This is a genomic window from Saccharothrix sp. DSM 118769 (genome assembly GCF_052936295.1).
On the sequence record NZ_CP193627.1, the window covers coordinates 1,883,954 to 1,910,133 of the forward strand.

Annotated in this window: 22 protein-coding genes; 11 read left to right on the plus strand and 11 right to left on the minus strand. The window is 68.2% G+C overall.

Annotated features, from left to right (window positions below; all coding sequences use genetic code 11):
* Positions 1–3: 3 nt before the first annotated feature.
* Both ACRAKJ_RS09020 and ACRAKJ_RS09025 read right to left on the minus strand, forming a co-directional pair.
* The gene (locus ACRAKJ_RS09020) at positions 4–3,084 is read right to left on the minus strand and encodes a helicase HerA domain-containing protein (RefSeq protein WP_438919956.1); all 3,081 of its coding nucleotides are present in this window, start codon (positions 3,082–3,084) and stop codon (positions 4–6) included.
* Positions 3,081–3,719 carry a hypothetical protein gene (locus ACRAKJ_RS09025; protein WP_438919957.1) on the minus strand — a complete coding sequence of 213 codons (639 nt, stop codon included), beginning with the start codon at positions 3,717–3,719 and terminating at the stop codon, positions 3,081–3,083. The genes ACRAKJ_RS09020 and ACRAKJ_RS09025 overlap by 4 nt, the downstream gene beginning before the upstream one ends.
* A 187-nt stretch (positions 3,720–3,906) precedes the next feature.
* Here ACRAKJ_RS09025 and ACRAKJ_RS09030 point away from each other — a divergent pair, with 187 nt between their 5' ends.
* On the plus strand, positions 3,907–4,929 hold the full coding sequence (locus ACRAKJ_RS09030) for an SEFIR domain-containing protein (protein ID WP_438919958.1): 1,023 nt from the start codon (positions 3,907–3,909) through the stop codon (positions 4,927–4,929).
* 17 nt (positions 4,930–4,946) lie between these two features.
* Here ACRAKJ_RS09030 and ACRAKJ_RS09035 read toward each other — a convergent pair whose 3' ends face one another.
* A complete protein-coding gene (locus ACRAKJ_RS09035; protein WP_438919959.1) occupies positions 4,947–5,921 on the minus strand; it encodes a hypothetical protein in 975 nt (324 codons plus the stop codon).
* A 403-nt stretch (positions 5,922–6,324) separates the two neighbouring features.
* On the opposite strand from ACRAKJ_RS09035, the gene ACRAKJ_RS09040 reads away from it, so the two are divergent.
* The gene (locus ACRAKJ_RS09040; protein ID WP_438919960.1) at positions 6,325–8,502 is read left to right on the plus strand and encodes a tetratricopeptide repeat protein; all 2,178 of its coding nucleotides are present in this window, start codon (positions 6,325–6,327) and stop codon (positions 8,500–8,502) included.
* A gap of 5 nt (positions 8,503–8,507) precedes the next feature.
* Positions 8,508–10,160, plus strand: a complete 1,653-nt coding sequence (locus tag ACRAKJ_RS09045; protein ID WP_438919961.1) for a DUF6119 family protein — start codon at positions 8,508–8,510, stop codon at positions 10,158–10,160.
* Between the two features lie 77 nt (positions 10,161–10,237).
* Here the strand turns inward: ACRAKJ_RS09045 and ACRAKJ_RS09050 are convergent, their stop codons facing one another.
* The 3 genes from ACRAKJ_RS09050 to ACRAKJ_RS09060 form a co-directional block, all read right to left on the minus strand.
* A complete protein-coding gene (locus tag ACRAKJ_RS09050; protein ID WP_438919962.1) occupies positions 10,238–10,846 on the minus strand; it encodes a transposase in 609 nt (202 codons plus the stop codon).
* Positions 10,847–10,920: 74 nt separating this feature from the next.
* Positions 10,921–12,003: an integrase core domain-containing protein gene (locus ACRAKJ_RS09055; protein WP_438919963.1), complete on the minus strand. Its 1,083-nt coding sequence runs from the start codon at positions 12,001–12,003 to the stop codon at positions 10,921–10,923.
* A gap of 203 nt (positions 12,004–12,206) precedes the next feature.
* Positions 12,207–12,866 carry a TetR family transcriptional regulator C-terminal domain-containing protein gene (locus tag ACRAKJ_RS09060; protein ID WP_438919964.1) on the minus strand — a complete coding sequence of 220 codons (660 nt, stop codon included), beginning with the start codon at positions 12,864–12,866 and terminating at the stop codon, positions 12,207–12,209.
* Positions 12,867–12,968: 102 nt separating this feature from the next.
* On the opposite strand from ACRAKJ_RS09060, the gene ACRAKJ_RS09065 reads away from it, so the two are divergent.
* Entirely contained in the window at positions 12,969–13,907 is a 939-nt protein-coding gene (locus tag ACRAKJ_RS09065; protein ID WP_438919965.1) for an alpha/beta hydrolase fold domain-containing protein, read from the plus strand.
* A gap of 72 nt (positions 13,908–13,979) precedes the next feature.
* On the opposite strand, the gene ACRAKJ_RS09070 is transcribed toward ACRAKJ_RS09065, so the two are convergent.
* From ACRAKJ_RS09070 to ACRAKJ_RS09085, 4 genes are all read right to left on the minus strand, one after another.
* Positions 13,980–14,285, minus strand: coding sequence for a hypothetical protein (locus tag ACRAKJ_RS09070; RefSeq protein ID WP_438919966.1), 306 nt, complete (start codon positions 14,283–14,285; stop codon positions 13,980–13,982).
* 297 nt (positions 14,286–14,582) lie between these two features.
* A complete protein-coding gene (locus ACRAKJ_RS09075; RefSeq protein WP_438919967.1) occupies positions 14,583–15,500 on the minus strand; it encodes a DUF1963 domain-containing protein in 918 nt (305 codons plus the stop codon).
* 170 nt (positions 15,501–15,670) lie between these two features.
* On the minus strand, positions 15,671–17,032 hold the full coding sequence (locus tag ACRAKJ_RS09080) for an ATP-binding protein (protein WP_438919968.1): 1,362 nt from the start codon (positions 17,030–17,032) through the stop codon (positions 15,671–15,673).
* On the minus strand, positions 17,029–17,715 hold the full coding sequence (locus ACRAKJ_RS09085) for a response regulator (RefSeq protein ID WP_438919969.1): 687 nt from the start codon (positions 17,713–17,715) through the stop codon (positions 17,029–17,031). The genes ACRAKJ_RS09080 and ACRAKJ_RS09085 overlap by 4 nt, the downstream gene beginning before the upstream one ends.
* Positions 17,716–17,949: 234 nt before the next feature.
* Between ACRAKJ_RS09085 and ACRAKJ_RS09090 the strand changes: the two genes are divergently transcribed.
* The 7 genes from ACRAKJ_RS09090 (at position 17,950) to ACRAKJ_RS09120 (ending at position 25,039) form a co-directional block, all read left to right on the plus strand.
* A complete protein-coding gene (locus tag ACRAKJ_RS09090; protein WP_438919970.1) occupies positions 17,950–19,386 on the plus strand; it encodes an MFS transporter in 1,437 nt (478 codons plus the stop codon).
* A 1-nt stretch (position 19,387) separates the two neighbouring features.
* Positions 19,388–19,777 (plus strand): hypothetical protein, encoded by a 390-nt coding sequence (locus ACRAKJ_RS09095; protein WP_447008911.1) that lies wholly within the window; start codon positions 19,388–19,390, stop codon positions 19,775–19,777.
* 83 nt (positions 19,778–19,860) lie between these two features.
* The gene (locus ACRAKJ_RS09100) at positions 19,861–21,027 is read left to right on the plus strand and encodes a glycosyltransferase (protein WP_438919971.1); all 1,167 of its coding nucleotides are present in this window, start codon (positions 19,861–19,863) and stop codon (positions 21,025–21,027) included.
* A gap of 189 nt (positions 21,028–21,216) precedes the next feature.
* Positions 21,217–22,344: a hypothetical protein gene (locus ACRAKJ_RS09105; RefSeq protein WP_438919972.1), complete on the plus strand. Its 1,128-nt coding sequence runs from the start codon at positions 21,217–21,219 to the stop codon at positions 22,342–22,344.
* Positions 22,345–22,387: 43 nt separating this feature from the next.
* On the plus strand, positions 22,388–23,563 hold the full coding sequence (locus ACRAKJ_RS09110) for a DUF5624 domain-containing protein (RefSeq protein ID WP_438919973.1): 1,176 nt from the start codon (positions 22,388–22,390) through the stop codon (positions 23,561–23,563).
* 103 nt (positions 23,564–23,666) lie between these two features.
* Complete coding sequence (locus tag ACRAKJ_RS09115; RefSeq protein WP_438919974.1) at positions 23,667–24,908, plus strand: FAD-dependent monooxygenase; 1,242 nt, start codon at positions 23,667–23,669, stop codon at positions 24,906–24,908.
* Complete coding sequence (locus ACRAKJ_RS09120; RefSeq protein ID WP_438919975.1) at positions 24,905–25,039, plus strand: hypothetical protein; 135 nt, start codon at positions 24,905–24,907, stop codon at positions 25,037–25,039. Before ACRAKJ_RS09115 ends, ACRAKJ_RS09120 begins: the two co-directional genes overlap by 4 nt.
* A gap of 171 nt (positions 25,040–25,210) precedes the next feature.
* On the opposite strand, the gene ACRAKJ_RS09125 is transcribed toward ACRAKJ_RS09120, so the two are convergent.
* Positions 25,211–26,140 (minus strand): LysR substrate-binding domain-containing protein, encoded by a 930-nt coding sequence (locus tag ACRAKJ_RS09125; RefSeq protein WP_438919976.1) that lies wholly within the window; start codon positions 26,138–26,140, stop codon positions 25,211–25,213.
* Positions 26,141–26,180 lie beyond the last annotated feature (40 nt).

The window sequence follows — 26,180 nt, forward strand, 5'->3', positions numbered from 1 at the left end:
TCGTCATAGGTTCTTTCTGGCGGCATGGGCGCGTTCGACCACCTCCTCCGGGCTGAGCGGCGCGGCGGGGTGGTGCGTCAGGCACAGCGGTGTGGTGATCTTGTGGAAGCCGGATGCCTCACCCGAGAGGTAGAATTGCGCGCGTGCCAGGCGGGAGATGTCCTTGACCGGCGTTCCCTTCGCTCGGGCGAGGTCGTTCACCGCATCGATCTGGACGTTGCTGTTCAGGCGGCCGTAGAACTGGGTCATCGCGTTCCCCACCACCTGGTTGTGCAAACCCTTTGGTGCCTGGGTGGCGAAAACCAGGCCGAGGCCGTACTTGCGGGCCTGTGAGGCCAGCACAATCGTGCTATGTGTACTGGCGGTCATCGACCCCGCCCCGGCGAAGGACTGAGCCTCGTCCATCACGTACAGAGCACCTAGGGGGCGGTCGCCCGCCGGATTGCGTTTGATCCACGCGAACAGTTCCATCTGCAACTGGTTGACGAAGTTGCGCCGCTGCTCCTCCGCGCGCAGGCCGATGAAACTGATTACTGATACCTTCGCGCGCTTGCCCTGGGGCGGAGTGATGAGCACGCCGGGGTCGATCGGTTCGCCGCCCCCCGCCAGCAGCGGGTCATTCACCATCGCTGCCTTGAGAGCCTCGGCTAGTTCGGCCCCGATGCGGCGACTGTCGTTGAGGGTGCTGGCGTCGTCCGGTAGATCGGACAGAAGCGCGATCAAGCCGGGCAAACCACTCGCACCACTCGCAGCGTTCGTCGCGTAGTGAGTGATCGCCTCCCGCAGCACGGCTCGCCGGATGTTCGCACGCCCCGTAGTGCCCGTGATCCGCAGTTGCGCCCCCAAGGTCCCCGTTGCCATCTCGACGGCGACCTCGAACTCGTCGGGGTCGCCGAGGACCTCGGTGAAGTCCGGCAGCGGCCGCAGCGTGAGCTGCCTCCCGGCAGTCCAGCCGGGTGTCCAGATCATGACATCGGTCTCGTCCAGATAGCGTCGCGCCAGGTCGGCGTCGTAGGCGGCCCAGGCCGAGGGAGGATCCGGCCAGGCATCGCCGAGCCGCGCGAGGTCGTTGTTCGGGTCCAGCACGATCGCCGACACTCCACGCAGGGCGCACTCCTCCACGATGCGGCGCAGCAGCACAGTCTTGCCGGAGCCCGAACCGGCGAACACCGCGGCGTGCTGACGCAGCTCGGCCAGCTCAACGGTCACCGCCCGGCCGTCTGCCGCGGTCCCCAGCGGCACCGTGTTCGACAGCGGTGCGGTTCGGGCTCCGCCACCACTCTCGACGACGGTGGGCAACACGCTCGACAGTAGCTCGGAGCTACTCGCGGGCTTGCGATCGACCAGCCACGCGAGGAATTCCGCGCTCTCCGTCCAGATCTGCGACAGCGCCCAGAACGTCCGCAGATCGTCGTCCGAAATCATGCACCGCGTGCCACCGGCCGCCTCGAACGCCTTAACCTCTGCGGACGTGGTCGGCCCCTGGGACCAGTGACCGTTGCGGATGATGACCAGGCGATTGCTGCCACCCATCTCGAGCCCTGCCGCGGACTTGGCCTTGCGCAGGCGGCTGAGCACGGCGTTGTGATGCGGTGCCGAGATCATCCGGAACGCCCACTGCTCAGTCAAATCGGACGCCTCGTCCACCGTGTGGATCAGCCGGACGTGCAGGTCACTCGCGTCGGGACCACGTTCCCATTCCATGCGGTGCCCGCCCAGCTCGGTGACCCACGAGCGCAGAGCGGCGGACAGGACCGCGCGGACCACCCCGTCCTCGGCGGCCGGGTCGAGCAGCGACTCGACGTTCACAGCCGACCGCAGCTTCTCGAACTCCTCATTCAGCTCATCAAACCGACCCGGCTCGACCGCCAGGTCCACCGCCGCGTGGTCCCGGTCTGCAGCGCGCCCGTCGTCGGTGAAGGTAGTCAGTTCGCTGATCTCGCCTGCCCGCAGGCTCGCGTCGATGTGAGTGCTGAGCCGTTTCCACAGCTCGCGCGGCGTCTGCTGTTCCCAGCCCCCCTCGAAGGCCTCGGGCGCGACCGGCCAGGTCGGGTGCGGCGGGTCAAAGCCCGTCGCCTGGTAGGCGACGGACAGGCGCCGTTCGACCAGAGCGCGCCCGACATCGCCGTCGGCGACGCGGTTGAGGATGAGCGACTCGCGGAACCGGTCGCTCACCGTGTCGGATGCCGCAGCGCCGATGCTCGACCAGGTGCGGGGCAGGCACATCAGCACGGTCACCGTGCGCCGGGTGAGCTCGCGCAACCGCATCAAGCCGTCAGCGATCCTCGCAACCAGGAGTTCCCCAGCCGGACCAGAGTCGCTGCCGTGCCGTTGGGACTGGGCGATCAGGGTGTCGAGCTGGTCCACACCGATTACCACCGGCCCGCTCAGCGCCAGCAGTCGGGTGATGTCTTGGACCCGGGTCATGGCGGGTTTGGGAGTGGCCCGGATGCCCCAAGGAGTCCGCTCATCGGACTTGTTCTCGTCGACCCCGGTCAGGTGGCATTCACCGACGTAGCTTGTCTCGGGGTCGTGCCGCGCGTACAGCACCATCGCCCGCGCGGTGTCGGAACACTCGATCGCGACCTGCCGGTCGAGTGTGCGCAGGCCCGCGAGAAACGCGTCGAGGTCCTCCCGCGTTACCGGCCACCCGTCGACGATACGGGTGGACACGTCTGGGTTGACGCGACCGCGCTCACAGGCACGCCTGAGGAACCGGCTCAACTGGGTGGTGCCGTCGTCTGAGTCGCGGGAGAGCCCGCGCCGCAGTGACTCGGCAGTGTTCTCCCAGAACGCGTCGCCCGCAGTGAGGTCGTTGAGGAAGAAATAACCGCCCTGCTCGTGCGCCCGCCGCCGAACCAGACCCAGCAGGTGCGTCTTCCCCACTCCTTTCTGCCCCTGCAGGACCAGGCCGATCGGACTGGGACCGATGCTGCCGCGCGCGTCGGCGACGGCGTTGTCGATGGCCGTCACCGCCTCGGCGTGTAGGGCGTCGACGTGCCACGCGGAGTCCTGCCAGACATCGTCGGGGGTGTTGGCCCAGTTGATCCGCAGCGAGGCCAGAGCCGCACGCCGGTCGGTCATGACGCCTCGATGGAGATCAGGTGGTTGTCCTCGCCGCCGAGTCGGATCGCGGCGGCGTGGTCGGCATCAGTGAGCACTTTGCGGTCGGATTCCGGAACCAGGTGCGCTTTGCCGGACCGGTCGAGTTCCTTCAGCACCGCATCGACGTCCTCCCGACGCGCTTGGACGAGCATCGCCCGCATGTCGGTCAGCGACACCCAGGCGCGCGATCCCCTGGCGAGCTTGTAGTAGGCGCTGTGGACCCGCTCAACGATCTCAGCCTCGGTCAGTTCGACCTCCGGCGTGAAGATCTCCTCAAGCCGCAGCCCTTCACGCTGCCGGTACTGCTCGAGCGCGCCGAGCAGCGTGTACAGGGCGATCGCCAGGGTGCTGCGCGGGCGTGGCGGCGTGGGTTCGCCGTGCTTCATCTCCGATTGACACCACATCAAACCTTTGTTTGTCAGTCGGTGCACGAAGGAACTCGTCGGCTTCGGCCTGGTGCTTTCCACCAAGCTCCTGTTGTTGAGGTCGCGCCGCTCCTCGCCGTCAAGGGGAAACCCGACGGTGTCGCGCAATTCGGTGTTCGAAACCTCCCTCGATAGTGCCATAAGGATGAACATGACCGCAGCTTGCTTGTGCCCCAGTCGGTCTGCCACTCCAACTCCTCCCGTGTCCGCGAGATCGAGCTCGTGGACACGCACCGGTGACGGCGATTCGGCCGCAATAGTAGGCGACGGCGCCGAGCGCGGCCCAGAGGAAAAACTCGACACATGTACGACAGTTTCTGGACAACTGCGTGTCCGGTCGCTGCGCCATAGCTCCGGAGGAGGCACGATCGGTGATGTGACCAACGGGAACCTCTCTGCTCGGGAACCCGTGGGCGGCACTGACGATGCGGCCCCGCGCGTGTTCATCAGCTATTCCCATGACACGCCCGAGCATCAACAGCAAGTGCACCGACTAGCGACTTTCCTCCGTATGCGCATGGGCCTCGACGTGCATGTGGACCTCTGGTACGACAACGTCCGCCGGGACTGGTCCTTGTGGGCGATCGAACAGCTCTCCGAGGCGAACTTCATCCTGGTGATCGCATCACCGAAGTTCAAACAGAGAGCGGACGGGATGGCATCGCCCCACGAGGGCCGGGGTGCTCAATTTGAGGCCGCGATTCTTCGTGACAACCTCACGAGGAACCTCAAGGAACAGACCGAGCGGATCCTCCCGGTGGTACTCCCGGGGCGCTCGATCGAAGAGATCCCCATCTTTCTCAACGCCTATTCCACTACGAGGTTCGAAATCTCGGAGTTCACCGAGGACGGGGTGGCCGACCTCATCGCCGCGATCACCGGCGATGGCCGCCACCAGATGCCCGAGCGCGGTGTGTGGCGCGGGGGAGCGCGCACGACACCGCCGGCCGAACCGCTGACGGTGGCGCGGATGCCTTGGGTGCTCAGCACGCCAGACCTCCGGTCGGGCGACGCGGTCCTCAAAGGGGTGCGGTACGCCGACAGCATCGTCATGCGACCGAGTTCGGTATCTACCGAAGCCACGGGCTTCCTGGACCTGGACCTCGGTGGCCGGTTCCAGACGATGTGCTCGGCGATCGGGGTGCTCGGTGACGACACCGAGCGGTCTCAGGTCGGACTCTTCAAGGTCCACGTCGACGGGGTCGCGCAGTTCGAACGCCAGGTGCTGCCCGGGACCCCGGAGATGATCAGGGTCGACGTCGCGGGCGCGCTGCGATTGCGGCTGGAGATGTCGAGGTCATGGCGAACAGTCGCCAATGACCTGATGCGCGGGGCGGATGCGGACTGGCGGCCATCGCGGCTGCCGGAGTTGGCGTGGGGCAATCCGATCCTGCGCTAGGGCCGGCTTTGGTGCCGCTAGGCCCACAGCAGGCCGTAGGACCGGTACGGCGCGAGGTCACGGAACACGTGCCGCACCTCGCCGACCGGGTCCAGGCCGACGGTGGCTCGGCGCACCGTGGGGTCGCCCGCCTCGTGGGCGAAGGCGCCGTCGACTACCTGGACCCGGCTCGGCCCGCGCGAGCGGCCGAACCGAACCCGCAGGTCGAACAGTTCGCAGGGGTAGGCCGGTGTGCAGACGTAGTACGGCGACATGACCGGCACCCCGACCATGAACTCGATGTCGTGCTCCTCGTCGGCATCGAGTACGCGGCTGAGTCGCAGGTCGAACTCGACGCGAGTGGCGGCGACGCGCCGGGTGGCGGTCACTTCTCCGCCGGAGAGCATACGCAGTCGCAGTCCACCCACGGCGTCGCGGTCGTCCGTTCCGGGCGGCGCGACCGTGAGGGAGTGCCGGATCACGTCCAGGCCGCTCACATGGCTGGTGAACCTGCGTGTCTCGATCACCTCGACCTCCGGTTGGTCCAGCAGCACTCTCGTCCGCAGAACAGTGGTATGCCAGGGTGCCCGGTTCCGGGCGGCCACCTCGGCGCGCTGTTCGGCCAGCGCGCGTTCGGCGAGCAACCGCAGCGCTTCGTCGCTGCGGCGTTGCAGCGACCGCGGGCTCAGGTTAAGCGCGGGCACCTGCGGTGCCAGGGCCACCAGACGCTCGGTGTAGCGGACCAAGGGTGGTGCGTCGAAGCCGAGCGCCGCACGGGCGACAGTCCGGTACGGCTCCCTCAAACCGTCGGACAGACGGTCGAACGTGGCGCGGATCTTCTGGCGGGTCTGCCACTCGGTGTCGCTCTCGATTGCGCCGCTGACCAGGCGAACCACGGGCCCGAACTCGTCGATCGGTTGAGAACCGTTGATTCCAAACCCTTTGCGCAGCAACTTCAATTCATTGAACAGGGTCTCGGTATTGCCACTTCGCCTGTCGCTAACCGTGTCCATCCGTCCACCCCCGGTGCGATGCCCTGGTCGCGCAGTGTACCGGCGGGCGACGTGATCGCCACTGCGCCGAATGGCTGGCGCACCGTTTCGGAAACCCCTGAAACGCCGCAGGCAGAGGTCCTGTCGTGTACCGAAACCGTTTCCCCGCTGGAAACCCCTTCACCGCGTTCGCCTGGCTCGCCCAAGATTGGGCAGACCGACCGGTCGACCGACCCAAGCACCAGTGATTCGTTTGTCGTACGACGGCGTGCGCGAACGCTTTGCCGAAGGGAAGACCTATGCACACGCACCTGCTCCCCACCGTGCTCGACGCCCCGCTGTTCCTGCTCGGGTAGCCACCCGTCCGGTCCACGGCCGTGAATCGTGGACCGGACTACCACCTTCACCACAGGAGATCCCACTGATGCGTCACATCGGCTCGGACCTGCGCCGCTGGCGAGACCGGCGCGGCCATTCGCTGGCCGAGTTCGCCAGGATGATCGATTACAGCAAGGGGCATCTGAGCAAGATCGAGAACAACAAGGAGAACCCCTCGTTCGACCTCGTCAACGCCTATGATCGCGCACTCCGGGCAAACGGGCAGTTGTTGGCGCTGTTCACCACCGGCCGGGCCAAGTCCATGCACCGTTCTGCTCTGCCCGCCGCCCCCCGCCACTTCGTCGGTCACGGGCCGAAGCTGGAGCTGCTGACCAACGTCATCGCCGCACCGCAGGACAACCGGGTCGTCGTCGTCACCGGCCTCGGGGGCTCGGGCAAGACCACGCTTGCGGTCATGGCTGCACAGTTGGTGGGGACGAACTTCCTCGACGGCATCCTGTTCGTTGACCTGCGCGGCTACTCGGCCGAGCCTGCGCTAAGCGCCGTGGACGCAGCGTACCGGTTGCTGCGCCAGCTCGGAACCGACGCCAGCCTGATCCCAGTCGACCCGTACGACAGGATCACGATGGCGCGCGAGATCCTTTCTACGCGCAACGTCCTGGTCGTGCTGGACAACGCGAGATCCACCGACCAGGTCGTTCCGCTGATTCCCGCAGGCTTGTCAAGCAGGCTGATCGTGACCAGCCGCCACCACCTCGCCGCGATGGACGAAGCGATTCGTGTGCCTCTCGGAATGCTTGACGACTCCGACGGGGTCGCCCTGTTCCGGGCAATCTGCGGTGAGCGTCCCTCGGTCGACGACGCCGCCGTGGTGCAACTGGTGCGGCAGTGCGGCGGGCTCCCGCTGGCGATTCGGATCGCGGCGTCCAGGTTCGCCACCGGATCGTGGACCGCGACCCGGTTCGCCACGCTCGTCGACCGCCGCACCAGTCTCCTGACCGCGCTGGACGATGGCGAACGCAGTGTCACGGGTGTGCTCGGCCTGTCCTACAGCACTCTCCCGCCCGCCGAGCGCAAGCTCTTGGGCCTGCTCACCATCCACCCCTACGGAACTATCGCGGAATGGTCCATCGAGGCCTGGCTCGACTTGAGCGGTGAACCCGTGGACGAAGCCCTCGACCGGCTGCACGACGCCAATCTGATCACCCGCGACGAGCACGGTGACATCGGGCTGCACGACCTGGTTCGAGCGTTCGCCGTGCATCAGGCGGTATCCGATGTGTGCGACCAGGCTCGCCAGGCCGCGACGTCGCGGCTGATCGACCTCGCGTTGGGTGCCGCGGCGGCCGCCGATCGCCTGATCGAACCGCACCGCCACCTCCCGTGTACACCGCCTCCTCCCGCGCGGCTCCCGTTCCGGGACGCGGACACGGCGAGGAAGTGGTTGCTCGCGTGGTGGCCCATGCTGACAGGCGTGGTCGAGTTGGCGGCCGGTGACGCACGGTCCTGGCAGCTCGCGCTCGTCCTGCGGGGGTTCTTCTTCGCCGACCGCCTCTTCGGGCCATGGGTGACCACCCATCGCACCGCCCTCGCCACCGCGGACGCCCTGGGTGATCGGGCCGCCCAGGCGATGATCCTGAACAGCCTCGGCATGGCCCACGTGGAAATGGGTGATCTAGCTGAGGCCGCCGAGGCGCACCTGCGTGCCCAGACCGTCCACGCGGAGACCGGAGACCGGCGCGGGCAGATCGACGCGCGATCCAGCCTCGCCTGGGTGCGGCTGTACGAGGGGCGCGCTGAGGAGGCGATCATCGACCTCGACGCCGCGCTGGACTTCTACCGGTCTACCGGCCTGACCCGCAACACCTTGATCGCCCTGCGCGGACTGGCGTTCGCCTCCACGGCGGTGGGTAGGCACGACGTTGCCGCCGAGTACGCCCGTGAGGCGGTAGCTCGGGCGCGGCAACCGCTGGAGGCAGCCATGGGGACCAACTGCCTGGCCTGGGTCGACTTCCACGCAGACCGTCTGGACGACGCCTGCCGGCACTACAGCGAAGCAGTCGAATTCGCCGCGCAGGCGGACAGCCGCTACGAGATGACCCGTGCCCTGCTCGGTCTGGGCAACGTCGAGTCCCGCCAGGGCCGCTGGTCCCGTGCCGCTGACCTGTGGCGGCACGCGGAAGCCCAGTCGGTCTGGGTCAACCCCGCTACCGTCGTCGAAGCTATCGCCCACCACGACCTCGACCGCGGAAGTCGAAGGTAACCGCGGTGGAGAGCTACGCGTCAACCCCGGAGTCGGCTCGGACGACGAACCTCTACCGCCTGCGTCCGAGCATCGGTTTCGCGGACTGCTGGGCTCGTCCGAAGAGCAGCGCCGACGACGCCTACGTCGCGGCACCTGTCGCCGCGCTCGGTGACGAGGCCCTGCTCGTGACGGGCAGCCCGGAGCCCACCAGGGTCGCATGGGCGGCACTGATCGAGGGCCTGACCGGCACATCGCTCAACTTCTGGGGCGCCCAGTCCTCGGCGATCCTGTTCGTCCGCATCGGACAGGAGGCCTTCGCGCTCACGTTCGGCGGCGGTTGGCGTATGCTGCGCTCCGGTGCCATCGACCACGAATTCGGGCTGAACCTGGCCCTGCGGGTGCTCGACTCGGCTGCTGTCCGGACCATCAGCCGGACCCATTTCAGCAGCAAAGCTCGCATTGATCGGAATACCGTTCCCGGCGGCACTTCGCTCTGGTCGTTCGGCATCCGCGAGCACGCCGAACTAGTGGGGCAGATCGTGGGCAGGATCAGGTCAACGGAGTCCCTGCGGATCAGTCAGGTCCGCAAGTCGGAACGTCGCATCACGATCGACTGCACCAAACGCGTTCGGCTGCCCATACCGTCGGATCGGGTGAACCTCATCGACGACCTCCGTGAGATCACCCGGGTCTTGAGCGAGCCGCCGTTGCCGGAACTGGAGCCGCTCACGTGGATCAGCCGAGTTCCGTCCGACGCCGACTTCCTTCCCGAGGCTTGGGCACGCTTGGGGCACGACCTGCGCGACCGCGCCGACTCGGTGAGCGTCGCCTACCCGGCGGCGTACCACGCAGGCCTGGACGTCGTCAGCTACCGAGGCAAGGTAGGCCAGAGCACGATCGATACCAGCGAGCTGACACTCGCCCACATCCGTGACGGGTTGGTGGAGACGGAGATCGACTCCTACGCCCATGTCCTCAAGTCTGGTCGCATCACCGGCTACTTCGAGGACGACGACCGCCTCGGCGATGACGTCACCGCACTGCACTGGCTCACCGCCCAGGTCGACCTGGCAAGCGGAAAACGCCTCGTCTTGCTCGACGGCTACTGGTACGACCTGACCGACCAGTACCGCGGCCACGTCGACCGCGTCATTGAGGCCGCCTTCCGGTCCGACCCGCCATGGCAGCTACCTGCTTGGCGAGAAGCACTTCCCGATGCCGCGGGTAATCGCGATGAGCAGGCGTACAACCTGCACGCCGGAACACTGGAGGGTTTCCTGTGCCTGGACCGGAAGCTCCTGCGTCCTACGGGAAAGCAGGGCTTCGAGGCCTGCGATCTGCTCGGGCCGAACCAGGAATTGATCCACGTGAAGCGGGTGAGCTCACGAACCGGTTCCGGCCCGCTGAGCCACCTATTCGCCCAGGGTATCGTTGCCGTGGAGAACCTAGTGGAGAAGTCCACATGGGACATGTTCGTCGACAGAGTGAACGAGCTCGATCCTGGTCGTGCCGGAGTCCTCGGCAACCGCCCGAGCGCCGTCGTCTACGCCATACACCGCAGCGATCGACCGCTGAGCATGGATTCGTTGTTCTCCTTCGCCAAGTCCGAGCTCACCTCGGCGACGATGATCTTCCAGCGCCTCGGCATCCCGATGTGGATCTCGGTCATCCCGTAGCCGAGAGCGGGACAGCCTCGCGCGAGCTGAATTATCCTCGAAGTCGCTGTATGTGAGGTTTCACTAACGACCTTTGATTATGGGGTTGATAATGTTGGGTCGAGGGTGAGGCCGGTGCCGGTGAGGAAGCCGGTGAGTAATGCGGGGTGGCGTTGGATGTGGCGTAGTCCTCGGTGGGCGGCCTTGGTGAGTTCGGCGAGGTTGCGGGCGGCCAGGTTGGCGAGGGCGTTGGTCTTGAGATGGGCCCAGACGCTCTCGGTCGGGTTGAACTCGGGTGCGTAGCTGGGGAGTTGGACCACGGTCAGCCAGGCGGTGTTGGCCGTGGTGAACTCCTTGGTCTTGCCGGTGATGTGGCCGCGCAGGTTGTCCCAGACCAGCACGACGGGGGTGCCCAGACTGCGGTGCAGATGGCACAGCAGGGCGGGGAACTCGGCGTGGGTGAACCCGCCCGACCGGGTGGCGTAGATCAACCGCGGGGTCCGGTCCGGCCGGTAGCAGCAGATGCCTGCCAGGGAGATCCGCTTGCGTTCCCTGCCGGTGATCCGCAGGACCGGGGTGCGTCCCAGCGGGGACCAGGTGCGGCGCACCGGCGGGCTCAGCGAGGTTCCGGACTCGTCGGCGAAGCAGATCCAGGCCCCGGTCCGGGCGGCTGATCTTTTACCCGCGGCCACACCTCGGTGCGCCAAGCGGAGATCGCCTCCTCGTCACGCTCGACCGCCCGGCCGGTCGGGTGTGCCGCTCGAGAAGTCATCGCTGCTGGTCAGGCGGCGTGTCTGTACTCGTTGATGAGTCCGCCGAGGATGCGGGTGCGGAGCACTCTGTGGGTGTCGAGGTCGTGTACCGCGGCGGGGTGTTGCCGGGCTTCGGGTGGTAGCTGGTCTCGGGCCTGGTGGGGTCGGTGCCGGTTGTAGTGGTCTTCGTAGGTCGTGAGTATCTGACGTGCGTGGCTCTCGCCGGTGATCAGGATGTGGTCGAGGAGTTCGCGTCTGATGGTGCCGATGACCCGTTCGCAATGGGCGTTCATCCGGGGCGCCTGCGGCTCGCTCGTGACCACGCGAAGATCGTCGGCCCGGAAGACGGCGTCGAACGCCTGGCCGTACTTGCCGTCGCGGTCGCGGATCAGGAAGCGCAAGGACTCCATCCGGTGTCCGAGGTCGGTGGCGAGGTTCCTGGCCTGTTGCGTGGTCCATGCCTGGGTCGGGTGGGCGGTGACGCCGGTGATGTGCAGGCGTCGGGTGCCGTGTTCGAGGAACGCGAGCGCGTACAGGCGCTTGCCGAGCACGGTGTCGAGGTGGAGGAAGTCCGCCGCGATGATGCCCTGGGCCTGGGCGGTGAGGAACTCCTTCCAGGTCGGACCGGTGCGGCGGGGCGCCGGGTCGATGCCCGCGTCGTGCAGGATCTGCCAGACCGTTGAGGCGGCGATCCTGTGGCCGAGTCGGGCCGACTCACCCTGAATTCGCCGATGACCCCACCGAGGGTTCTCCTGGGCCAGCCGCAGCACGAGCGACTTGACCGCCGCTCGTGTCGGTGGGCGTCCGGTGCGTCGACGGGCGGAGTAGTCCCACTGACGAGCTATGAGTCTGCGGTGCCAGGCGAGCAGCGTGCCCGGCGTCACCGGAAAGACCTCCCGCCACCGGCGACGGTCCACCAGCCCGGACAGGGCGGCGAACCAGAACCGGTCCGCAGGCTCGTAGCGAACCTGACCCGCCAGTTGTCGACGAAGGACCGCGTTCTCGTGCCGCAACACGAGCAGCTCGGCGTCCTTCGCCGCCTCGCTCCGAAGAAGCACCGACGGGACGGACAGCAACCTACGGGCCACCTTGAACAGCAGGGACACGATCACCCGGACATGCTCGCAACACCGTGACAGGTTTGCTCTACCAGCGACGATGACTTTTCGAGCGGCACGCGATCTTGGGACAGTCCCACCGCTCTTCGCGCCGGATCCGGCACGGTCGGTTGATCACGCAATCATGGACGAGGTCGCTCGTGTGACGGATCCGATGTAGGTGCCCACCGCGTCGAAGCGGTACTGACTGGCCAGGTTCAGTGATCGGTGGACCGCGAAACTCGAGCCGCCGCGACGCGGTCTGCGATGTGGTCGATGACCACGTTGACCGCGCGGCGGTACGGGGTGGCGTCTTGGTTCACCTGCGACAGGAGCATGCCGCCCTGGATCGCAGCCAGCAGCGCGACCGCGAGCGCCGCGACGTCCTCGTCGGCTTCGAGGTCGCCGCGCTCGCGCATGCGAGCAAGCCCGGACTCGATCGCTGCTTGCCACGCGGCGAATCCCGTAGCCAGGCCGAGGCGAGCCGAGGGGTCGATGTCCGACAGTTCGCTCGCGAGCGAGCCGATCTCGCACCCTCCTGCGCAGTGCACCGCGTCCAGACGGACGGCGGCGCCTTCGCACCATTCACGCAGTGCGTCGATGCTGTCGAGGTGGTCGAGCAGGGGTCGCTGCTGGTCGAGCTTCACGGTGTTCTGGTAGTCGATCACCGCCGCCGTGAGGCCCTTCTTGTCCCCGAAGTAGTGGTAGATCTGCGAGGCGCTCACCTGGGCACGGCGTTGCACGTCGGGGATGCTCGTGCCGGCGACGCCCTGCTTGAACATCAGTTCGGCGGCGGCCTGCAGGATGCGGTCTCGCGTGCGCCGGCCACCCTCGGTGCTCGCTGCCTTGACCTGCGTCTCGACACCGCGCGTCTTCACGGGACTCAGCCTACCGGGATTGGAATTGACTTTCCAATCCCGCGATACCTACGGTTGGAGTGTTCATTCCAAGATCATTCCCATACGTGACAGGTGACGCTCATGGCCCTCAACCCCCAGGTCCAGACCGTGCTCGACAACTTGGCCGCGACCCCCGCGCCCGCGGCCAACACCCTCACCGTGGCGCAGAACCGCGCCGCCGGCCGTGCGTTCGCCTCGTTCGCCGGTGACGTCGTCCCGGTTCGGGAGGTCCGCGACACGACCTTCCGCAACGGCGACCACGACGTCCCGATCCGCGTCTACACGCCCGAGACGATCCCGACGGGCTCGCCCGCTCCGGTGACGGTGTTCTTCCACGGCGGCGGCTGGGTGTTCGGCGACCTCGACAGCCAGGACCACTACGCCAGGGTCGTCGCGACGCGGTCGAAAACCATCGTCGTCTCCGTCGACTACCGGCTGGCGCCAGAGCACCGGTTCCCGGCAGCCGTCGAAGACACCTGCGCGGCGCTGCGGTGGGTCGAGCAGAACGCGAGCACCTTCGGCGCCGATCCGAAGCGCATCGCCCTGTTCGGGGAGAGCGCGGGAGGCAACCTCGCCGCTGTCGCCGCGCAGGAAGCCGAGCGACGCGGCGGGCCGGCCATCACCTTCCAGGCCCTCGCCTATCCCGCGACCGATCGATTCGACGACAGCGCGTCGATGTACGACTGCGCTGCCGGGCCCCTGCTGACGCGCCCTTGGCTCGAGTGGTTCTGGGGCGCCTACCTGAACACCCCCGACGAGGGCGCCGACCCCCGCGTCTCCCCACTGCGCGCGGAGGACCTCACCGGGCTCCCGGCCGCGTTCATCGTCACCGCTGAGCTCGATCTGCTCCGCGACCAGGGCATTCGGTACGCCGACGCTCTCCGCGAGGCTGGAGTACCGGTGACGCACCGAGCGGTCGAGGGCGTACCCCACGCATTCCTGTCCTTCACCCGCGACGTCCGGATCTCGCGCGACGTGCTGAACGAGATCGGCGACGCCATCGGCGCGGCCTTCGCGTGATGGCGGGCCACCCAACGGTGAGCGCTCCAACCGTGCTGCCGGCGTTCTGGCACCGCCGGTGAGCGCGGCTCGTCACGGTGGCCGTTCTCGCCGGTCCGAATCCCGAACGGCACCTGCGGCGGGATGAGCCGGAACCGCCGCTGTCGGACTGGAACCCGTCCTCGAAGCCGCGGGGAGGGCGGCCACGTCGATCATGGCTTGGTAGGACAGGGCGATCGGGTCGAACACCGCTGCGACGCCGAGCAGGACCCACATCGCTCCGGTGAAGACGGACTCGATGTCCTTCGCCGAGGCGCCCGCTGCGGAGCCGATGCCGATGTGCGGCGCCGACCAGCACACGGCGCCCGCGATCGAGGCGGGCGGGAACCGGTGGTACACCAGTGCTGTCGACCCACCTTGCGGACGATCTTGCCGGCACGCAGACGATCGCCGAAACGGCGGCCGAGGAGGTAGCCGGTGCTGTCGCCGGCGTCAACGCACCCGTCACCGCCGACACGGCGGGCTGCGGCAGACTGGCCGGCCCTTCGAGGGCGTCGGTCGCGAAGGTCATGCGCTCTCCCCGGAAACAGCGTCAAATGTGCGGGAAGCACACCGGACCGCCATGGCTCACCGACCGGCCGACCTGGGATCGGCCGAGTCGGACGCGGGTGCCTCTGCGCCGTCAGGTCCGGGAACCTACTCGGAGAACATGGTGAACGAGCGCGTCTTGTCGAAGCGCCTGGCCGCGAGGTCCTCGAAGCTGATCAGGAAGCATCCGTAGTGGACGTCGCTTTGCGTGTAGAACTGGGCGAGTGGCACCCATTCCTGGATCAGCCGGTGCTCCTCCGCCTCGATCAGGGGGAAGTTCCACGTGTCCGCACGGTCGAGGCCGGCTTCAGGCCGGTTCTTGAGGTTCGCGATCGCCATCTGGTGCCACGGGCTGTCGCTGCCGCCTATCTCCATGCAGTGGCCGCCGATGCGGATCGTGGACATCCGTTTGCCAGGCCCCGGCCAAAGACCGTCGACGATGTCGCACAGTTGGTCGAAGTGCTTCAACTCCGTGAACAGTTCGTTCACGTAATCCGGCTGGAATTCCATGGCGTGCTCGTCGGTTTCTTCCATCCACTCTGGCAGATCCGCCTCGACCCATGCGGAGAGCGTGCGCTCGGGAATGAGGAGCGGCATGCCGTGGTCATCCATTCCCTCGAGCTCGGGCGGCAATGGCGGCACCGCCGTCTCCGTGCCTGCCGGGACGTGCAGAACTCGCGCGTACTTCGGCTGCCCGTCAGGCCTGAAATGAGCCATCGCATCTTCCTCGTACTGCAGGAAGAGCAGCAGCGAGCCGTCCGTCGGCAGAGGAAGCCCTTCGGCCCGCGGAAGGGCCGCGAAGTCCACGGAGGCGATGAACGGCAACGCGTACCCGTCCCCGTCGGTCGGCCACTCCGTGCCCACCGGCAACCGGGGCAGCCCTCCCTCTTGGCCGACGATCTCCTCGTCGGCGCGCGCGCCGCTCAGCCAGACCGCGAATCGGAGTTGACCCGCGAACTTGTCGACCTCGTCCTTCGGGACACCCTGGCTGATCGCCGCTTGGTGGAATTGCCGGTAGCGGTCCACAGCTGCATTGTTGCACATTGATGAAAGCTCTCTCGGGGAGGTTGACGGCAGGAACGCTTTCCGCTCACAGATTTCTTCGGAAAGGAAGAGATCAGCGGATGGCGGTGGTCCCTGGTGGGAAACGCCCGCCAGGGACCGTGGCTGATGTGGTCGGCTTGCTTTCGGTGAGGTCAGCGATCGGGCAGGAGACGGCCGGTGGCGATGGTGAAGCCGATCGTCGCTCCGCCCCCGGTCCGGTTCCTGGCGAAGGTGGTTCCGCCGTGGGCTTCGGCGATGCCGGCCACGATGGCCAGACCGAGACCGGAGCCCGGTAGTGAACGCGAGGTGTCCGCGCGGTAGAACCGGTCGAAGATCCGGCCGAGGTCGTCGGTGCCGAGACCGGGTCCGCGGTCCGACACGGTGATCGTGCCCGCGCGGACCTCGACGTCGATCGGGGCGGTGCCGTCGGTGTCGAACTTCGCGGCGTTCTCCAGCAGGTTGCCGACGGCGCGTTCCAGGGCGAGGCGTTGTCCGCGCACCCGCGTCCGGTCGGTGTCGACGTCGATCTCGCGTTCGGTGCGGCGCTGTGCCCGTGCGGCCGCGTCGCGGACGACTTCGGCGAGTTCGACGTCGGTCTCCTCCTCGTCGGTCCCTTGCGCGAGTGCCAGGGCGATCAGTTCGTCGACGAGGTGGGAGAGCTCCCTGGTCTCTCCCTCGACGTCGGCGAGCAGGCGCGCGCGGGACTCCGGCCGGAGCTGGTCGAGGCGGTGCAGCACGTGGGCGTTGGTGCGCAGGCTCGTGAGTGGCGTGCGGAGCTCGTGCGCTATGTCCTGGATCAGTCGTTCCTGCGCTTCCCGTGAGTCCGCGAGCCTGCGCAGCATGGTGTTGAACGACGACGACAGCCGAGCCACCTCGTCGCGTCCCTCCACCGGGACCTCGCTGGCGCCCAGCCCGGTGGCGCTGACGTCCTCGGCGATCGCGGTCAGCCGCACCAGCCGCCGGGTGATCCGGCGTGCCGGCACCCAGCCGAGGCCCGCGGCGATCGCGGTCACGAGCAGGGTGAGCACGGTGATCTCCTTGGCCATGCCGCTCATCACCTGCCGCGACTGGTTGACGTCGATCCCCACCTGCACCGCACCGGAACCGTCTCCCAGCGAGGTGGTCAGCACTCGGTAGGTGTCGTGCCGCACGATCACCTCCGCGGTGCTCGTGGCGCCACGAGCGGATCCGGTGGCGAGGGCGCGGTCGGCGTCGTTGACCGGGAAGACCACGGCTCGTCCGCCGAGCGGTGTGACACCACCGCCTGGTTCGATGCGCTGTGCGGTCAGCGGCAGCGGCTGCTCCTGTCCCGCGTCACCGACGACAACGCCGGCCGGGTCGCGCAGCACCCCGTGGTGTCCGTCGATCACCGCGGCGGAGGCGGTGTGCAGACCGCGGTTCACCTCACCGGTCACGCGCTCGACCCCGGAACGGAAGGCGAGAACGCCGACCACCCCCGCGGTGAGCGCGACGACGAGGGCGAAGGCGAGTGCGAGCCGGGTTCCGAGGTTCACGGGCGCCGCACCGCGTAGCCGATGCCGCGCACCGTGTGGATCACGGACGAGGCGCCCGCCGCCGCCAGCTTGCGGCGCAGGTAGCCGACGTAGACCGCGAGGTTCTTCGAGTCCCCGCCGAAGTCGAAGCCCCAGATCCGCTCGTAGATCGTCGTGTGGTCGAGCACGACGCCCTCGTTGCGCATGAGCAGTTCCAGCAGGTCGAACTCGGTCTTGCTGAGATTCAGCTCGGTCGCGGCCCACCACGCGCGCCGGCTCGCGGGATCGAGCCGCAACGCCCCCGCGGACAGGGCGCGGTCGTCGGTGTCCTCCGCCGGGACGGCCCTGCGCAGCAAGGCCCGCAGGCGTGCCAGGAGCTCGTCGAGCTCGAAGGGCTTGGGCAGGTAGTCGTCGGCGCCCGCGTCGAGACCCGCGACCCGGTCGGAGGTCTCGACGCGCGCCGTGAGCATCAGCACCGGAACCCGGTCGCCTTCCGCTCGCAGGAGCCGGACGACGCCGAGCCCGTCGAGGCCCGGCATCAGCACGTCCAGGACGAGGACGTCGAACTTCTCCCGGCGGATTCGGGTCACCGCCTTCACCCCGTCGTCGACCTCGACGACGGAATAACCCTCGAGCTCCAGCGCGCGACCGAGCGACTCGCGAATCGCGCGGTCGTCATCGGCGATCAATACGGTGCACGTCATCCGGTTGCTTCTCCCCGCTCGGCCACTGCGGATGATTCTCGCCGAGCGACACGCCGCGCCGCGCAAAAGTTCGCCCTGAGAAGGGTAGGAACCTGGTGAGAATCCACCGCTGAGGAGCCTTTGGCCATTGCCGTCGGGTGAGGACGATTCCTATGTTCGGTCACGAGCGAGCACTTCTCCCGCTGTCCGCGTGTGCCGCATCCCCCTCGCCCAAGGAGTTTCGTGGATACCACCATGAGCACCCACGCCCCGCCGGGCGGACCACCGCACACGCGGTGGAACCCGCGGCTCGTCGGGCAGATCGCCGTGTTGCTCCTGGCGAACGTCGCGGCGGACTCGGTGATCGTCATGCCCCTGTTCGTCCTGCCGCAGATGCTCGACCACTTCGACACCACCCAATCGGCGTGGCTCGGCTCCACCGCGATGCTCGCGGGGGCGATGTGGGCGCCGCTGTTCGGCAAGAGCGCCGACATCCACGGCAAACGCCGGATGCTAACAGTCGCGTTGCTCATCGCCTGCGGCGGTGCCGTGGTCTGCCTCGTCGCGCCCAACCTCTGGATCTTCGTACTCGGGCGCGTGCTGCAGGGCGCCGCGGTGGTGACGGTGTTCCTGACCGTGTCGCTCATCCGCGACCTGTGCGCACCACGGATCGCGATGCCCGCGGTGGGTGCGGTGACCACCTGCGCGGGAGTGGTCGGGATCGCCCTGACCTCCAGCGTCGAATCGCTCGTGGCGGAGTTCGGGTTCCGGGTCGTGTTCGTGGCCGCGGCGCTGTTCGCGGCTCTCGCGGTGACCTGCATCCGCGTCTTCGTCCCGGAGTCGGAGGTGAGGACGCCGGGACGGGTCGACGTCGTGGGAACGCTCGTGCTCGGCGGAGGCGTCGTCGCGGTGCTCGGCTACACCAGCCTCGGATCGGACATCGGCTGGCTCAGCGTGGGCGCGCTCGCGCTGCTCGCCACCGGCGTCGTGGCGCTGGCGCGGTGGTACCTCGTCTCGAGCCGGGCTCCCGATTCTGCGATCGACATCAGGAACCTCGGCAGGCCGATGGTGCTCACACTGCTCGTGGTCGTGCTCGCCACCGGTGCGGGGCAGAGCATGGACCAGCTGCTCGGTCTCATCGCCCAGGTCTCGTCGGACCAGGGACTCGGCTACGGGCTCGACGCCCAGGGTTCGCTCGCCCTGCTGTTCGGCTTGCCCGCCGTCGGAATCATGGCGGGAGGACTGCTCTCGGGCCGGCTCGCGGCCCGCACCGACCCCGCCCTGGCTCTGGCCGCCGGCGTTCTGGTGGGCACCGTGGGCGCCTTCGGCATGTTCCTCGGCGCGTCCTCGTTCCCCGTCGCCGTCTTCTTCGCCTTCCTGCTGAACCTGAGCATGGGATCGCTGCTGGCTTCCGGGTTCAACATGGCGGCCGTCCTCACCGCACCGCACCGCCAGGGCGTGACCGCGAGCATGGTCTCGGTCATGAGCGCGATCGGCTCGGTGGGCGTGAGCTTCGCCGGTGCGGCGGTCCTCTCCGGCACGAGGGTCGCGGTCGACGGGGCCACGGTCAACTCCGCCACCGGCGTGTACACCTACATCGCGACCTCAGCCGGGTTGTTCGTGATCGCCGCGGTGCTCGCCTTCCTGCTGCTCGCCCAGCGCCGCGCTGAGCGGCCACGAAGGACTGACTGACGTGCCCGAGCAGTTCCCGGCCCCCAGGACGGTCGCTGCCGTAGCCGAACTGACGCGTTCGCAGCACGACGCGGTCACCGCGCCCGGTGCGAAGCTCGGCAGGGGGCCGCTCACGGTCGTGCAGCCGATCGGTGTTGTCGCGATCGGCCTGACCGCGTTGCCGGACCGGCGTTTCCGCGACCTCCCGGCGATCCTGCCGACGATGGCGGGCGTGGGTGCGTTCGTGTCCCTCGTGTCCCTCGTGTCCGGCAGTGCGACCGCGACCCGGATCGTGCCGGACGCCGAGCTCACGGCCGGGTGCGTGTCGGTGCTGGTGCGTGCCGTGTCGAGTCGGTGCAGCAGGGCGGCTTTGGGCTCTCGCGCCCGGCGTCCGTGCTCGGTGCCCTGCTGATCGCCTGCGTGCTCACCGCTGTCGGCACCGTGTTCGCCCTCGCTCGTCAACCACGACCGGTCAACACCCGAACGGAGCTTCCCGTGAACACCTCCAGTGCGCTGCGCGTCGTGATCGCCGCAGACACGTTCCCGCCGGACGTCAACGGAGCCGCGCGCTTCGCGCAACGCCTCGCCGTCGGCCTGGCCGGCAACGGCCACGACGTGCGTGTCATCGCCCCGGACTCGCCGCGCGCCACGCCGGTCGAAGGCGTGACGGTGCACCGGCTGCGGTCGCACCGGCTGCCGTTGTACCCGGACTTCCGCTTCTGCCTGCCCTGGCAGGCGAAGAAGGAGGCCGACGAGCTGGTCAAGGCGCTCAAGCCGGACGTCGTGCACGTGCAGGCGCACTTCGCGGTGGGCCGGTCCGTCCTCAACTCCGCCGTGGCCCGGGGGATCCCCACGCTGGCCACGAACCACTTCATGCCGGAGAACCTGTTCAGCCACGCCCACGTGCCGGCCTTCCTGCGGGGCATGTCCCGCAAGTGGGCCTACCGCGACCTTGTCCGCGTGTTCGGCCGCGCCGACATCGTCACCGCGCCCACACCGCGCGCCGTGCGACTACTGCACGACAGCGGCTTCCCCGAACGCGCGATGCCCGTCTCGTGCGGCATCGACATCGCCCGCTACCAGCGGTCGGTGACCCGCAACCACCGCCCCACCGCGCTGTTCGTCGGACGCCTCGACGAGGAGAAGCGCGTCGACGAGTTCCTGCGCGCACTGGCCCGCGTGCCCGGCGCGTTCGGCGAGATCGTCGGCGACGGCACCTGCAAGTCCGAGTGGGAGCTGCTGGCCCGCGACCTGGACATCACCGACCGGGTGCGGTTCCACGGCTTCGTCCCCGAGGACGAGCTGCTCGACGCCTACGCCCGCGCCGACCTGTTCGTGATGCCCGGTGTCGCCGAGCTGCAGAGCCTGGCCACGATGGAGGCGATGGCCGCGGGCAAGCCGGTGATCGCCGCGAACGCCATGGCGCTGCCGCACCTCGTGCGCCCCGGCCGCAACGGCTGGCTGTTCGAGCCCGGCGACGTCACCGCGCTGGCGCAGCGCCTGCACTCGCTGGTGCACGACGCACCGATGCGGGCCCGCATGGGCGCCGCCAGCAGCGAGATCATCTCCCGCCACGCGCTCGCCACGACCCTGGACCGCTTCGAGGCCCTGTACGCGCGGGCGATGGGCCGCACCGCACCCGTCATCGCACCGGCGGCCTGAACTCGATCCGCCGGGCGCGTTCGGCGCCCCCGGACGATCGGTGGACGGTGCGACTCGTGCCACTCGACGAGAGAAAGTCGATTTGTCCGGTCATTGATTCCATCGTCCGCAGTCGCCCGACTCGGTCGACAACTTCGTCGGCGTTGATCAATGTCGACTTCAGCGCATCGATCTAGTTAAGGAGTTTCGGTGTCGAACACCGACCCAAGCCCTCCGAGTGCGAAGATCCTGTCGGTTCATCAGCGTCTCGCCACGTCCGGCGCTCGCAGCGCACACGTTTTCCGGACTGACCGCGGGTTGCACCTCGTTGTTCCCCAGTTGGCTGAAGACCTGCCAGGTCGGGCGCCGGACATGAACGGCGGGGATGCCGACGTCGACGCTCTTCTCTACCGTTGGGAGGAAGCGCAGTTCGTCGAGGTCGACCGCCTGCCCTGTCCCAGCGGCGAGGACGCGCTGAGCTTCACCAGTGGCGGGAGGAACTACCTGGCGTTCGCCAACCTCCGCACCGGGAAGGGCCCGTACGAGACGGACGTCAACTCGCTCATCTACCGCGAGGGCGAAGACGGGGAGTGGGTCGTCGACGAGACGCTGCCCACCTTCGGGGCCAAGCAGTGGCACCACTTCCCGATCGACGACCGCGAGTTCCTGGCGCTGGCCCAGGGGCTGACCATGCCGGGCCTCTCGCCCAAGGGGCACGGACGTTCGGTCATCTTCGAGCGCGTCGACGGGCGGTGGAAGGAGTTCCAGGTCCTGGGAGGGCGCTGGGGTTACAACTGGGACTACTTCCGCGTTGGCGGATGTCATTTCCTGGCCTATGCCGACCAGGTCACCCCCAGTGTCGTCTACCGCTGGGACGGCGATTCCTTCGTCCCCTACCAGACTTTCGCGGAGAAGTTCGGCCGGAGTTTCCTGCACTTCTCGCAGGACGGCGAGGAGTGGCTGGCCTTCGCGTGCATCAACGGTGACTCGACGCTCTACCGCTGGAATGGTGAGCTGTTCGAGCCGCACCAGTCACTCGGTGGCCCCGGAGGCCGCGAGTTCGCACTCCACCGGCACGGCGACAAGCTGTTCCTCGTCCGCGTCTGCTTCATCCGGGGAAAGCCCCCCGTGGCCAAGACCGATCTGATGTCGCAGCTGTACAGGTGGGACGGCGGCAAGTTCGAGGTGATCGAGGAGTTTCCCACCTCCGGCGGCACCGACGCGAGCTTCTTCGAGGCCGACGACAAAACCTTCCTGGTCGTCGCCAACAGTCTCACCCCGGACGTGCGGTTCCGTCAGGACAGCATCGTCTACGAGTTCTCACTCGACGACGCCTGACCCGAGCCGACAGCGCCCAGCCCGAACCGAAAGGACGGATTCAATGCGGTACCAGCCCGACCCGCACTTCATGCGGCTGTTCGAGATGTTCACCTCCGCCCCCGGCAGCATCGGCCAGAACCTGCAACGGCGACTGGGCGAGGCCCATTCCGACGCCCCGTTGCTGCTGGCGACGGGCACCGATCTGGTGCTGTTCCCGGGCGGCGGACGCCCGCCCACGTCGGTCGACTTCAGGAAGGGCACCAGGGGGTTCTTCGAGATCACCGCGGTCTCGCACCTCGGCCTCACGATTCCCTACCTGGCCCGGCTGCGCGAACTCGGCGACTCCAGCTGCAAGACCGCCGCCAGGGACCTCATCGAGCAGTGCCGCGTCGTCCGGGACTTCAACAGCGTCTCGCACTGGCGTGACGAGGTCGCGGTCACCGCGTGGCAGGGGCACGAGGAGAAGATCACCGACCTCGTCGACTACACCTGTGCGACCACCGCGGACTACCTGGAACGCGCGATCGGGAACCCGGAGCTCCTGGACTTCGAGCACCTGCGCGCGAACCTGCTCGAAGGCGACGGGCCGGACGCGGTACCCGTGCCGTTCAACGACGTGATGGCGGCGACCTTCGCCCTCTCGGCACTGGACTCGGTGCACCGGAGCCTGAAGTGGCTCCACGAGCAGTCCATCGACTGGGCCCGGCTGATGGTGATCGTCGCCGGTGGCGCCGGACGCCCGAGCGCCGGCCTGACCTGGCAGAGCAACAACGTGTGCCCGCTGCTCCACGAAGCGTCGGGCCACAGGCTCGACCCGGCCCGGCTGATCATCGCCCCGACCGCCCCCACCATCGAACCGGAGCAGTTCGCCGACAGCGAGTTCTGCGCTCGGGCCGAGTCGCAGTACCGCGAGTTCTGGTACGGCTGCCTGTCCTCGGTCGAGATGAGCCGTCTCATGTGGCCGGACTACCCGGCCTTCGAGAAGAGGATCGACCAGGCGCCCGTGGTCGACCCCGACACCGAGGTGGTCGACGCCATGCCGCGCGTCCGGTCGGTCCACGACAAGCGGGCCGTCGTGACCAGGCTTCGCTACGTCATGGAAGACCCCGGCGCACAGATCGCGACCGCCGGCATGCAGTTCGTGCTCGACCAGCTCAGCGCCAACGGGAACAGGCCCGAACTCGTCGAGCTGCCCGGCTTCACCGGCGTCACCTACCCGGCCGGCCCGCAGAGGTAGCGGGGGCGAGCTTCCGGAGGCGACGGAACAGCTGCCTGCCAGGCGTTGTGAGCGTCGCCTCCGTCATCGGGACAACCAGCTGGACCAGAAGGGGGAACACACCATGCAGAAGCGTGCGTTGGTCGTCGGGCTGGGGATCGCGGGCATGTCCGCGGCGATCGGGCTGCGCCGAGCGGGATGGACGCCGGTGATCATCGAGCGGGCTGCCGAGCGTCGGACCGGGGGCTACTTCATCTTCCTGTTCCCGGAGGGTCGCCAGGCAGCTGCCGACCTGGGCATCGCCGACCACCTGCACACCCGCAACCCGGCGTGGAAGGAGGGCGGGAACACCTGGGCGCTGGATCGTCGCGGCAACCCGAAGCCGGAACTGGGATTTCTGGACCAGCCCGGTCCGGCGGCGGTGTTGCGCGGCGACATCGAGGCCGCGCTGTGGCAGAGCATCACCGACGGTGGTGTCGAGGACCCGGTCGAGGTGCGGTTCGCCACCACCCCGGTCGAGATCACCCAGAGCGCCGACGGAGTGCAGGTCCTGCTCGAAAGCGCCGGTTCCGGCGCGCAGTACCGCGAGACGTTCGATCTCGTGGTCGGAGCGGACGGGCTCCGCTCGACCGTGCGCCGGACGGTGTTCGGCCCGGACGAGGACTACCTGACGGATTGGAACGCGATGGTGTGTGCCTTCCAGCTCAAGGAGCACGTGCCCTCGTTCGCTCCGACCGACACCGTCGTCGTCCCGCGCGCCAAGCGCGCGGCGTGGGTGTTCGGGTTCGCTGATCACGCGCCCACGACGCTGCTGACGTACCGGACCGATGACATCCAGAAGCAGTTCAGCGGATCGCGGATCGAGCAGCTGCGGTCGGTCTACTCGGGAATGGACGACCCGGTGGTGCGCCACGTCCTGGACTCCCTGGAGGATGCCCCCGACGTCCTGTTCGACTCGGTCCACCAGGTGCGGATGTCGCGGTGGAGCTCGGGCCGGGTGGTCCTGCTCGGTGATGCGGCGTGGTGCCTGACCACCTACTCGGGTATGGGCGCCTCGGCCTCGCTGTGCGGCGGCGCTGCTCTCGGCAAGGCCGTGCAGGAGCACCCCGACGATCTCGACGACGCCCTGAACGCGTGGGAGACCGGGCTTCGCCCGTTCATCACCGAGCAACAGCGCACCGCGAAGATCAAGCAGCAGAGGTTCGTCCCTTCGAGCAAGCCGGCAGCGGCGTTGCGCGCGTTCATCCTCGGTGTTGCCCGCAGGATCATCCACCGTCGGCTCGTCGCCGAGTCGTCCGGAAGTCCGGCTCCGGCCGTGTCCGGTACCGGTGACCACTTGCGCGCTGCGCATGGCGCTGATCGATGAGCGCAGTCGTGTCCAGCGCGGTGGAGAACGTCAGCCGGGAGCAGATCACGGAACTGCGGGAGCCGGCCTTGTCCGCCTACGAAGCGGAGTTCCTGCCGATCACCCGTGACTACCGGGCCGAGTCGAACTGAAGCCCACCGACGGTGGGACCCTCGTCCACTGGCAGCCGCGCGAGCGGTCACTCACGGCTCCCGGCAGGGGCGTCCGCTCGATCGCAACGGAATTGACCGAGCAGGACGAGCCGGGCGTCGACCCGAGCCCCGGTGCGGCTCTGGCCTCCTGTCTCGGCCTCCCACCCGTGCTCAGCGTGGGCCGAGTCGCCGGTCGAGTGCGCGGCCCACGTCGGGACACCGTTCCCGGACCGTGTCGAGGAAGGCGGCCAGTACGGGGGAGCGGTCCGCCGCGCGGAACGAGAGGGTCAGATCGGGAAGGGGCACGTGCGGGAGCACGTCGCAGAACCAGGTGCCGGGACGGGCGGCGATCCGCATGCGCGACGGCCCGAGACCTACGCCGACGCCACTGGCGGCCAACCCGATGATCGTGTGGACATCGCGCGCCTCGGTGGCGTCGGCGAGCGCGGTCGAGCCTTCCCCGAAGACGGTCCGCAGCACGCCGAGGGTGACCGGTTCGTCATCGACGGGCGCCACGACGAGGTGCTGGTGCCGCAGCTGCTCGACCCCGACGCTCGCCTGGCCCGCGTAGGGGTGGGCGCTGTCCACCACGGCGACCAGGTGGTCGCGTCCGATGATCACGGACACGAGCCCTTCGGTCCCGGGGCCTCGTGGCGCACCCAGCCCGATCGCCACGTCGAGCTCGCCGGCCACGAGCGCCGCGGTGCTCCGCGTCGTCGCCATCTCGTGCAGGCCCAGCCGCACGTCGGGACGGTCCCGGCCGAAACGGCCGAGCACCCCCGGCAGGGGGTCCAGCAACGCGGAGCCGATGAAGCCGAGCCGCAGGTGCCCGGTCTCGCCTCTCGCGGCGCGGCCCGCGTCGGTCGTGGCGGCCGCCATCTCGGCGAGGGCGAGGCGTGCCCTCACCAGGAACGCCTCTCCCGCGGCGGTGGGGAAGACCCCTCCTGGTGTGCGGTCGAACAGCTGCGTGCCCACTTCCCGTTCGAGCGCGGCGATCTGCTTGGACAGCGGCGGTTGGGCGATGCCCACTGCGGCCGCCGCCCGGCCGAAGTGCCGGTGCTCCGCGAGCGCCAGGGCGTAGCGCAGGTGACGTGCTTCCATCGGTCCTCCCCAGTGCCGGCCGCGATACCCAGAAGATATC

Excerpts from the sequence above, each read along its gene's own strand:
- ACRAKJ_RS09125 (WP_438919976.1), bottom strand. The coding sequence starts at position 26,140 with ATGGAAGCACGTCACCTGCGCTACGCCCTGGCGCTCGCGGAGCACCGG.
- ACRAKJ_RS09020 (WP_438919956.1), bottom strand. The coding sequence starts at position 3,084 with ATGACCGACCGGCGTGCGGCTCTGGCCTCGCTGCGGATCAACTGGGCC.
- ACRAKJ_RS09035 (WP_438919959.1), bottom strand. The coding sequence starts at position 5,921 with ATGGACACGGTTAGCGACAGGCGAAGTGGCAATACCGAGACCCTGTTC.
- ACRAKJ_RS09110 (WP_438919973.1), top strand. The coding sequence starts at position 22,388 with ATGCGGTACCAGCCCGACCCGCACTTCATGCGGCTGTTCGAGATGTTC.
- ACRAKJ_RS09065 (WP_438919965.1), top strand. The coding sequence starts at position 12,969 with ATGGCCCTCAACCCCCAGGTCCAGACCGTGCTCGACAACTTGGCCGCG.
- ACRAKJ_RS09120 (WP_438919975.1), top strand. The coding sequence starts at position 24,905 with ATGAGCGCAGTCGTGTCCAGCGCGGTGGAGAACGTCAGCCGGGAGCAG.
- ACRAKJ_RS09040 (WP_438919960.1), top strand. The coding sequence starts at position 6,325 with ATGCGTCACATCGGCTCGGACCTGCGCCGCTGGCGAGACCGGCGCGGC.
- ACRAKJ_RS09085 (WP_438919969.1), bottom strand. The coding sequence starts at position 17,715 with ATGACGTGCACCGTATTGATCGCCGATGACGACCGCGCGATTCGCGAG.
- ACRAKJ_RS09090 (WP_438919970.1), top strand. The coding sequence starts at position 17,950 with ATGAGCACCCACGCCCCGCCGGGCGGACCACCGCACACGCGGTGGAAC.
- ACRAKJ_RS09115 (WP_438919974.1), top strand. The coding sequence starts at position 23,667 with ATGCAGAAGCGTGCGTTGGTCGTCGGGCTGGGGATCGCGGGCATGTCC.